The sequence below is a fragment of the Micromonospora sp. LZ34 genome, from assembly GCF_052981855.1.
The window spans coordinates 1-9979 of sequence record NZ_JBRIQN010000099.1 but is presented as its reverse complement, the minus strand read 5'-3'; the positions used below and the strand labels follow the sequence as shown (position 1 = coordinate 9979).

At 67.2% G+C, this 9979-nt stretch carries 9 protein-coding genes and 2 pseudogenes; 3 read left to right on the top strand and 8 right to left on the bottom strand.

The window, feature by feature from the left end:
• A pseudogene (locus ACVCAH_RS36835) lies at nt 1–480 on the top strand (hypothetical protein); the annotation flags it as partial.
• A gap of 109 nt (nt 481–589) precedes the next feature.
• On the opposite strand, the gene ACVCAH_RS36830 reads toward ACVCAH_RS36835, so the two are convergent.
• From ACVCAH_RS36830 to ACVCAH_RS36810, 5 genes are read right to left on the bottom strand one after another with little or no spacing between them, the layout of a single operon-like run.
• Nucleotides 590–1831 carry a styrene monooxygenase/indole monooxygenase family protein gene (locus tag ACVCAH_RS36830; protein WP_447140835.1) on the bottom strand — a complete coding sequence of 414 codons (1242 nt, stop codon included), beginning with the start codon at nt 1829–1831 and terminating at the stop codon, nt 590–592.
• Between the two features lie 21 nt (nt 1832–1852).
• On the bottom strand, nt 1853–2458 hold the full coding sequence (locus tag ACVCAH_RS36825) for a GTP-binding protein (protein ID WP_447140834.1): 606 nt from the start codon (nt 2456–2458) through the stop codon (nt 1853–1855).
• A complete protein-coding gene (locus ACVCAH_RS36820) occupies nt 2436–2780 on the bottom strand; it encodes a DUF742 domain-containing protein (protein WP_447140833.1) in 345 nt (114 codons plus the stop codon). The genes ACVCAH_RS36825 and ACVCAH_RS36820 overlap by 23 nt, the downstream gene beginning before the upstream one ends.
• A 24-nt stretch (nt 2781–2804) precedes the next feature.
• Entirely contained in the window at nt 2805–3269 is a 465-nt protein-coding gene (locus tag ACVCAH_RS36815; protein WP_447140832.1) for a roadblock/LC7 domain-containing protein, read from the bottom strand.
• Nucleotides 3266–4447 carry a sensor histidine kinase gene (locus tag ACVCAH_RS36810; protein ID WP_447140831.1) on the bottom strand — a complete coding sequence of 394 codons (1182 nt, stop codon included), beginning with the start codon at nt 4445–4447 and terminating at the stop codon, nt 3266–3268. Before ACVCAH_RS36810 ends, ACVCAH_RS36815 begins: the two co-directional genes overlap by 4 nt.
• Nucleotides 4448–6006: 1559 nt before the next feature.
• On the opposite strand from ACVCAH_RS36810, the gene ACVCAH_RS36805 reads away from it, so the two are divergent.
• A complete protein-coding gene (locus ACVCAH_RS36805; protein ID WP_447140830.1) occupies nt 6007–6381 on the top strand; it encodes a hypothetical protein in 375 nt (124 codons plus the stop codon).
• Between the two features lie 15 nt (nt 6382–6396).
• Nucleotides 6397–6531, top strand: a pseudogene (locus tag ACVCAH_RS36800) (IS5/IS1182 family transposase); the annotation flags it as partial.
• Between the two features lie 15 nt (nt 6532–6546).
• On the opposite strand, the gene ACVCAH_RS36795 reads toward ACVCAH_RS36800, so the two are convergent.
• The 3 genes from ACVCAH_RS36795 to ACVCAH_RS36785 form a co-directional block, all read right to left on the bottom strand.
• Nucleotides 6547–6894 (bottom strand): hypothetical protein, encoded by a 348-nt coding sequence (locus ACVCAH_RS36795; RefSeq protein WP_447140829.1) that lies wholly within the window; start codon nt 6892–6894, stop codon nt 6547–6549.
• 356 nt (nt 6895–7250) lie between these two features.
• Entirely contained in the window at nt 7251–8510 is a 1260-nt protein-coding gene (locus ACVCAH_RS36790; RefSeq protein ID WP_447140828.1) for a hypothetical protein, read from the bottom strand.
• Nucleotides 8511–8723: 213 nt separating this feature from the next.
• On the bottom strand, nt 8724–9515 hold the full coding sequence (locus tag ACVCAH_RS36785; protein WP_447140827.1) for a DUF4241 domain-containing protein: 792 nt from the start codon (nt 9513–9515) through the stop codon (nt 8724–8726).
• Nucleotides 9516–9979 lie beyond the last annotated feature (464 nt).

Below are 9979 nucleotides of genomic sequence, written 5' to 3'. Positions count from 1 at the left end.
ACCGGGGCGCACGACCTGGCGCACACCCTCGACGCCGACGTGGTGGGCGCGGTGGACACCGTGGCCGACCCGGTCGTCGGTGACGTGACCGGTACGGCCGGCGACCCGGGCGCAGTGCTCGGCGGCGCCGACTCCGGGCTGCTCGGCAACGGCGTGCTGGGCGGCGACGGCCTGCTCGGCGGGGCGCTCGGCGGCACCCAGGGCCAGGTCGGCGGCCTGGTCGACGGGCTCGGCGTGGACGATACTCTCGGCGGGCTCGGCGTGCACGACACGCTGGGTCGGCTCGGCCTGGGTGACGGCGGCGTGGTCCCGCCGGTCGACGTGCCGTCCACCGTGGGTTTGACGGCCCAGGTCGACGGCGCCGTCTCCGGCACGGTGGGCACCGTGACCGGCGGGGTGACCGGTGACGCCGACGTCCACGGCGGTACCTCGGCATCGGCGGGCGACGGGCTCTTGATCGACACCAACGGTCTGATCTGACCGAGTTGCGGGCAAGAGCGAGGGCCGGGTCGCATGGCGATCCGGCCCTCGCTCTTGCCACCCCTACCGGTGATATTGAGCAGTGCTCGGGGCTACGCGATGCGGCGGATCAGCTGTTGGCGAGTGAGGCCAGGTATGTGTCGGCGGCATCAGGTGTCATGAACCAGTTCTGGAAGTCGTTGGGGTCGGAGAACCCGTTGGCGAAGCGGCGGGCGATAGTCGGGTTCATGGATGCGGCGCCCAGGATCTGCTGTACGTGCGGGGGCAGCGGCTGGAGCATGGCATTGGTCCAGGCGGTCACCGCTCGTCCTGCCCCCTCCCAGAACCGTTCGAACGTCTGGCTCATCCACTCCCTGTCGAACGGCTGGTCACCGCGCTCGATGATGGATTCGAGGTACGAGTAGGCGCACTTGGCGGCGGTGTTGCTGCCCTGGCCGGTGATGGGGTCGTTGGCGACCACGACGTCGGCCATGCCCAGCACGTGGCCGCCCGAGGGCAGTTCCGCGACGGGGTGGCGCACCGTTGGGGTGTACCGGCCGGATAGTGTGGCCCGGCCGTCGGTCAGCTCGACGTCGGCGCACCGGTCGTAGATCCATGGCGTGTACTGCCGGGTCAGCTCGAGGGTCAGTTTGAGGTGCTCGGCCGGGTCTCGCCGCTCTTTCCACAGGTCGAGCGGGCCGTCGGGCACCGCTTCCCAGAAGAGGATCTCGCATGGCCCGGACAGGGTCAGCGCGGGGATGACGAACAGTTCCCCGAGCCCTGGCACCGCGTTGAAGCTGACGTGCGGGACGGGCCACAGCGGGTCTGGTGTCATGCCGTGCACGTACGCGACGGCGAGTCCTCGCTGCGGCGCGCTGTACACCGATCGCTGGGGGTCCCGGTCGAAGACGCCCACGAGGTCTCCCTTACCGGCCGCGACGATGGTCAGGTCGTAGCGGCCGAGCCTGGTCAGCCCGTCCAGGTCCGCGGTCGTCACCCCCTGGTAGTGCACGGTGCCGCCGCGCTGCTCGAACAACTCCAGCCAGGTGGCCATCTTCAGGCGCTGGTCAGTGCTTTGGGCGTAGCGATCCAAGGGGCAGGGGATGCGCAGGGCACGCTCGCCGGGCGGGGCGGACAGGGACACATGCAGCCCCTCGATGCGCGGTGCCTGCTCCTGCCAGAGATCCAGCCCGTACTGGCGCTCGGTATCCAGGGCCGCGGCGAACATGGCCTGGGTGCTCATCACCCAGCCACGGCGGATCTCGTCGGGTGTGCGGGCCGACATAATGGTCACGTCGTACCCTTCGGCGAGCAGGCTCAGCCCGAGTTGCAGCCCGGACTGTCCGGCCCCCACGATCAGAATTCTGCGCATTGGTGCCTCCAGGTGGTTGAGCTACCGGGCCGCGAGCGCGCCCGGGACCGAGCCGGTGGTGCGTGTCATGGTGTGTTCGACGACGGCCAGCAGTGCTCGGGCGACCGACGAGGGGTCGCGGGCGTCGCAGGTGATCAGCGGGACCTCGGCGGACAGCGTAAGGGCGGCGCGGACGTCCTCCAGAGGGTGGGTCAGCACGCCGTCGAACAGGTTGACGCAGGCCACGAAGGGCACCTCGCTGTCCTGCTCGAAGTAGTTGATCGCGGGGAACGACGCCTCCAGGTTCCGGGTGTCGGCCAGGACCAGCGCCCCGACCGCGCCCCGGCACAGGTCGTCCCACATCGGCCAGAACCGTGGCTGACCGGGCGTGCCGAACAGGTACAGCACAAGGTCCGAGCCGACCGTCCGCCGTCCGAAGTCCATCGCAACGGTGGTGGTCGTCTTGTCGATTCCGGGGTCCAGCCGGTCCACGGTCTCGCTCGCTGCCGTCATCCACGCCTCGGTGTTGATCGGGGGGATCTCCGAGATGGACTGGACGCAGGTGGTCTTGCCGACGCCGAACCCGCCGGCGATGACGATCTTCGCCGAGGTCAGCAGGGGGCTATCAGGCAAGCTGGCGGAGGCCATCGCGCAGTCTCTCCAGGAGGTGAAGATCGAACGGGGAGGTGTAGTGGCCGACGTGGATCTGCAGTCGGTCGGTGGCGGCGAGGTCGTCGACCACCACTCGGGTCACGCCGAGCGACATGCCGCAAACCGCCGACAGTTCGGCAACGGACCTGGTCTGCCTGGCCTGCTCGTACAGTGAGCGCGCCTCCGGCAGCAGACCCGAGGCGAAGACGGCGTCGTAGTACGGCACGGACACCAGGGTGTGCACCAGCAGATGCTGCCGGGTGCGTGTGCGGCCGCCGGTCAGGACGTAGGGCCGCACCTTCCAGTACGTGGTGGGCACGTTGGCTCCCTTGGCTCTGGTCACTCAGCGGGGCGGCTGGCTGGTGGTGAGGCGGTGCAGCTCGTGGCGCACCTCCGGAGTGAGCACGTGCCCGACGGCGCCGACGAACTGCGCCATGTGGTACGAGACGACCCGCAGGTCGCAGCCGGCGGCGGCGACCACGGTCAGCCCCGCTGACTCGCCGACTCGCATGAACATCAGATGTCCGCGGGGCAGCCGAACCGTCAGATACTCCGACGCGCCAAGGTCAAGCAGGTCCGCGCTGCGGTCGGCCATGCTGAGCAGTCCCGCGGTCAGCGCGGCGAGCTGGTCGCCCAGGTCGCGGGAAACCCCGCGGGAGGCGGCGAGCTGCAGGCCGTCGAGCGACACGAGCAGCGCATGGGTGATGCCGGGCACGTCGTCGGCGAACTGGCGCACCAGCCACGCGAAGTCCTGAGGCCCCGCGGCTGCCGCTGCGAGTCCGCCGTTACCGCTGGTCGAGTGAGTCATGGCAGTTGTCCTTCGGGTTGCCCGGTCGATGGTGCCTGTGCCGCGGCGATGCCGGCCTCGAAGGCCGCTGTCTCATCCGGCCATGCGTCGCGGTCGGAGGAGGACGGATGCTGCGGTGCCGGTGGCGGCTGTTGCGGCCGGTTCCCGCCACCCGGGCGGGCGTCCGCGCGTACGCTCTCCGGAACGCGGCGAGGAAGGCTACCGGCGCCGGCAGCCGGAGGCCGCACCTCGGCCCCGTAACCCTCACCAGTCTGCTGGCCGTGGACGAGCGTCAGGCGCGACGTGGCGGCCGGCGCGCTCCCGCGGGGCGCGGGCACGTGGGCACCTCCGCCACCAGGTCCGGGCGGGATGGGAGGCCGATGCGCTACCCGCGCCGGACGCTGCGTCCCGGGGGACGCTGCGGATCCCGACTGGACTACGGGCGCCATCTCGCACAGCAGTGGCGCGGGGACGAGCACGGTCGCGGTGGTGCCACCCGAGGGCCGGTTGGTGAGGGTGACCCGCAGCTGATGGGCGCGCGCCAGGTGCGAGACGACGACGAGACCCAGGTGCGCTGCGGGATGAGCCGCGGCCTGCGGGGATGCCGTGCCGGCCAGCATGGCGTTCAGCGCCAGGAGCTGGTCCGGCTTGATGCCAACGCCGGCGTCCTCGACACGAAGCAGGACACTGCCGTCCTCGGTGATGAACGCGGAGACGATCACCGTCGAGGTGGGTGGTGAGAAGCGGGTGGCGTTGTCCAGCAGTTCGGTCAGCACCCGGATCACATCGTCGGCCGCGAACTCCACGACCCCCAGGTCCACCACGTGTCCGAGGCGGACGCGCGGGAAGTACTCCGTAGCCGAGGTAGCGGCCCGGATCACGTCCACCAACGCGACCGTCTGCCGGTCGGCGTCCTCGACCCGCCGGCCCAGCAGAACCTGCAGGTTCTCCGCATGGCGGCGTATGCGGGTGTTCGCGTGATCGATGCGATAGAGCCGCTCGAGCCGCTCCGGATCCTGCTCGTCGGACTCGACCGCCTCCAAGTGGCTGCCCATCTGGTACGCGGACGCCAGAATGCGCAGGGCGAACTGCTCGCAGATGGCCGGCCACACACTCTCGCGCTCCGGTGCAGGCGACGGGGGCGGTGGCGGCGGTACCTCCTCCCTGGCGACCGCCCATTGCGCGACCGTCGGGTCCAACCAGCGGGCCACCCGCTGCCGCCACGTCGCTCGACGGTGATTGACCGAACGCGGTGTGGACACTGGGTGCTGTTTCACGAAGTTCCCGACCTATCGACTTTGGTGCGTTCTGACACGGTGGAGCAGTCAACCACCGTCTTCCACCGATCGCAACGCTTCGGACCCTGACTGGGAGATATTTTCCCATTTGGTCTCCAGCGGAGTCGCCGGCTGCTTGAGCCGTGCGGGCCAGGCCGGCCTTGCGCCTCAGGGTCTCGGCGTACCGCAGGAGCACCAGCGACGACGCGAGTGGCCAGGAGTCAAGGTCGCGGTCCCCTCGCGTGGTGTACCGGCGCAGTCGCGACGGCGCGATGGTGGCTGCGGGTGACCGGGCCTTTCGGCTACGCCATGGCTACTCCTGGTGGGCGGCGTTGTCTGCTGTTCGGTCCAAAGCGGGCGGGACCCGGGGGTCGGGGTCCCGCCCGCCGCGGAGGCCGCGCACCCCAGCCCCCTACAGGCACAGGCGTCGAGGGTCACGGCGCTGTTACGGAGGAGCCAGGATTGCTGACGGCAGCGGAGATACGCGGTCGCCCCGGCGAGCTTGTTCGTCTTCTGCTGGCGAGGCCTGCGGTGCCGCCCGCATCCGGAAGTCCTGGCGCGATCGTCAGCGGCGCCGTCAAGAGCCTTGCTCCACGGCGGTGCCGGCGAGTAACCGGGCGATCGACATGCGACCTCTCCTCACGACGCGACGACGCTTCATCTGTAGATCGGTCGTGATGCCTTTGGTGTAACAGCGGATCCGTTGCCCTATCCGTGAGCTGCGCGGGCGCGGGAAGGAACCGCGCCGGGCGGGCCTAACGACGGAGGCTGTCGGCGAGATCCGATCGGTCAGCGGTGGCAAGCGGCGAGGTCGTCGGACCCGGTGGCCAGTATCGGCGTACGGTGCGTTCCGAGCGTCCAATCTTCGCGGCGATCTCCGCGGGGTGCAGTCCGGGGTCGCGTCGGTACCAGCAGGCGACTGCGGCGGCTGTCTCCGACGGGACCGCACCATCACCGCGTGTCCTGCCACCTGCCGGCGGCCTCGGTCGATGGTTGACATGATCGCGCTGGAATGGGGTCGGGCGCGCGACTCGGGCATCGTCGAGCGTTTGCAGGCAGGGCCGAACCCACGGCCAGCCGACATGGTCCACTTCCGGTAAGTCGCTGATCTCAGCGGCCTTTCCCGCTGCGTCTTGCATAGACCCACTTCCGAGCCCGATTGCCCTCACCCCACCCCGCATCAGACTAGGACCCCAAAGATCTCGCGGCCCCGCCCTGAACGCCGGCCCTCCTAGTAGAGATCAGCCGCGGTCCCCTCGCCGGGCACCACAAGGGCTACCAGCCTCCCTGAACGGGCCAAGGTCATTCGGCCGGTAAGACGCTCCACCTTGTCCCACGTTCAGGGAGCCTGGAAGGTCTACAACTGCCCGACGAGAAGATCAGCTTCTTGCCCTCAACGGCGTTGCATGCAGCACGTGCCGCATGAAGACTGAGTCACCATCTCGTGCGGTTGGAGCGGAGGGCGCATGTCTGGTGAGCGGATGACCAAGCCGAAGAGAAAGGCCCTCGTCGCAGTCGCGGTCGCTGTGATCCTCCTGATCAGCCTCTTCGCGGCGGTGACCGCCATGCGTCGTGCGCAGGAGTTTGAGGTGTCGGTGAATTCCTATAACGCAAGCGCTGACCCCAGGGTCCTCGATGCACGCGTCGACATGCCTCCCGACTTTGAGATCGTGCGCACGGACGCTGACTACCAGGGTGATCGTGTGATCTTGCACGTAGTCGCGCGGCAGCCGACATTGTGGTGGTCGGGCGGCGATTACGCAGAGGTGCGATGGGTGCGGGTGAAGCTTGATCAGCCGCTCGGTGACCGGCAGGTGCTGGATGCTGTGAGCGGCAGCCCTGTGACACGAAACTGATCCCGTTGCAGTACTAACAAGCGCAACCTCGTGGAACGCTGCTTCAGCCGACTCAAACAGTGGCGTGACCTGGCCACCCGATACGCCAAACGCGCATCCCTCTACCGCGCAGGCCTCGTCCTCATCGCCGCCATCAACTGGCTTCCATGATCGACAGGGCAGGCCCTAGTCCGGGAAGCGGTCACCAGGCCGGATCTTGTCGAACCGAGCCTTTGACACGCACGAGGTCTTGCTTCGGCCGCCATCAGTGACGTAGGTGACCTGGTAGCAGATCCGCAGCCGACAGTTCTGGCCGTAACGGTTGCAGGCCGACGTCGAGACCACCTCCTTGCCCGCAACGGTTCCGCTGGCGTCACCGCGCACCCAGGTTGCTAGTAGTCCGATCGCCACGGCGAACACACAGGCGACTATCACCACGACGAAGACAGATTTCTTCGCCCCTTCGGCCCGGCGGCGCGGCATCACGTCGTTCGACGGCTGATCGCGAGGAGGGCCATCGTCGTCGTCGGTCATTACCTACCCCCAGGAGTTGCGATCCCCAAGATAGGAGAAGCACGCAAGGCTCTCGACGACCTGCTGCGCGAAGCACGCATCCCCTACCGGACAAGGCTTATTCTCATCGCCGCTGTCATCCAGCTTCCATGATCGACAAAACAGACACCATGCCGTACCGCTGTACAGCCATCTGTACAGCCATGACCTCCGCCAAGCGCCGACACCAACGGACGACGACGGACGGCCGGACCAGAGACACCCCGACCCGACCAGCCGTCCGCGATCTTCTCCTAATCACGCCGTGGGGCACCACTGACATCCCAAGGGTGTTTGCTGAGATCGAGGTGGCCAATCAGTTTGCGCGCGGCGTCCGGTTAGGCAGCGACTGCAGGGAACACTACGAGCGATCCGTCGCTGCTTCTTTCGATCTCAATCGCTACGTCAGCTTGATGGGTTCCCACGTTCAGGTCACCGCCCAAGGCGCGAAGGCGATATGCGGCTTTGAGTAGGTCGTCGACCTCGCCCTGTGTGAACATGATGCTTCGGAAACCGCCGGGACGCATCATCTCGAGAGTCGACAGTCGAAGTAGGACTGAGTTGATGCCTGATTCCAACTCGTCGACGCGGCGCTCGTCGTCGCGCAAGGTTCCGATAAAGCTCTTGAACGGATTGTTCGTTCCCGCCTGTTGAGCGTGTTCAACTGCTTGAAGCACGAGCACTCGGCGTTTGAGGGCAATGGCGAGTCGCGCAAACTCCAAGTGTGCGCGGAATGCGCCGCCTTCCTCGTCGATACCGGGGAACGATTTCGTCAACGCACCGACTTCAACCGAGCCGTCGGGCAGCGCAGCAAGCGCACCTTGCCACTTTACGAGCCGACGCTTGGTTCGTTCGATCGCCGTGTTGATCGCGTACGACGAGGAATCCAGTCCTAACGACAGGCCGATTCTGCCCTGGTCGAGGAGAACCGACGTCGCCTTGTCGATCGCGTCACGACAACCGTCCAACTCGCTGCGTTCGTTCTCGAGTTTGTCTTCGTGCAACTGCTCCAGGAGGTCGGTGATTCGCTCGATTGCTTTCTGGCGTTGGTGATCAGCGTAGGCGCTGACGCCGACCGCGACGGCCATCAGCACAAGTGGCGCGGCCACTGTCAACGCTCCGGCGCTGGCCGCGGCCACACCAGCTGTGGTGGCCGAGCCGGTTGCCGCACCTGCAACAGCGGCCTTGCCAGCAACGGGCACAAACGTGGCATTGGCTGCGATGCCGGTGGAGTTGACCAGCGCGCCGTGAATACCTCCTGCAGCTGCCTTCGAAGCCATGGGCCGGACAAGTCCTTTGCCGACCTGCGCGGCGACCTTTGCCGGTACCACCATTCGGTAGAGCACGTCACCGGTAGCGGCGACGTTCAGCGTCGGAGGCGCTGACTTCGCTGTCTGAGCCACGAGGTGCGATAACTGCTGAGCGAGCGGACTGGCTGCATGAAGCGGAATCCCGCCGTTCCGATCGCGCTTAGTTGATATCGGATGGGCTTCCAGCGTGGCGATGGGGGAATCTGCAAGCGTTGCCAGGACCGTTCTCAGTTCTGCGAGTCGGGCCGGTGTCATGCCCTCATCGCCTAGCACGTTCGGCACGCTCACGGCCTCCGTAGCGAGTGTCCATACTGGCACGGGTGCCTTGTTATCAGTGGTCACGCCTTGTCCCCTCCCCAAACTGACATCACCATAGGCGGTGGTAGCGACACCAACAACAACCTCAGGCCGCAGACCGTAGTCCTTGCCCAGATTGTCACCGCCGGCAAACGACTTGGCGATCTGGTGCGCCTAGGTTGCCGCCGCTGGCGGCTGCCTCGATCAGGATGGCGAGTTGATTGGCGCCGTAGGCGGTGTCAGCATGGCCATGTCGACGACGAAGCAGGCCACAGTGCCGCTGGTCGTACGACCAACCCAGACCGGATAACCGCCGTCGCCCCAGCCGGTATTGAACGCGATGAGGTTGGCGCCCGAGGCGGGATCCTGCAGCTCGACCGGGCGGTCCGCGTCGGCCACGTAGTAGGAGTCCGGGTCCTCCTCGGTTCGTCTGGCCATCGCTTGAAGCGCCACCGTGTCGAACAGGGCGATGGTGGCCACGTCGACGCCGACGACGAACGCCTCGCCCTCGCGAAGGGTGCCGGGGTCCTGGCCGGGTCGCAGCGCCAGCTCCCAGGCGGCTACCGGCTCGTCGCGGATTGCGAGCTTCGCCGCCGCGACGCGCTTGCCCTCCGGCCACTCGACCAGAGCGAGCGTCGACGGATAGGTGCCTGGTGGGACCGTTACGGTAAAGGATGCGATGCCCAACCGTTCCCAGCTCATCAGCCAACTGGGGTCAGCTGCGATCAGGTTGCCGCTGGGCAGATGCAAATCGCCCGCTGGCAGCGTCCTGACGGTCGCCCACTCGCCACTGTCGAGCAGGTGCCGTGACCCCGGCCGGAACAGGGTCGCTGTCTGCTCAGGGAGTGGCCACGGGCTGGACTCTTGGGGCGCCAGGGAACGAGGCGAGTCCGGCGGACCAAGAGGTGACCGGGTCGAGCACCCGCCGAGGATGCTCCCGCCGCCGCTGGCCGCTGCCGCGAGCGCGAGCCTCAGCGTTTGCCGTCGACTCCACATCCGTGCCCCCTCCGGGATGAACAGCTCCGACAGGATGATCTACGACAACACCCGACGGAGTGTGATTCAGGTCCTGATACCGATGTGTCCCGCAGGTCTTGAGACCGGACAGTCATCTCAGATGGAGACATGGGTTTCCTGGCCGCTGCCATCATGAGCCTGACTGTGACCTCGTGGATGTCGCCCTGGCCACCAATTTTCCGCGAGGTCGTCGGGTGCTGCGGCCAGTACCGGCGTACGGTGCGCTCGGAGCGGCCGACTTTGGTGGCGATCTCCGCGGGGTGCAGGCCAGGGTCAAGCCGGTGCCAGTAGGCCACAGCGGCGGCCGTTCCCAACGGGACCGCAACCTCCCCGCCAATCCCGTCATCGGCCGCATCCGGTTCCTCACTAAGTACCCCGCGCCGTTAATTCGTCGGGGGTCGTATCCATGCGGTGGGGTCGTTGAGGTAGAGACCGCACGCGCA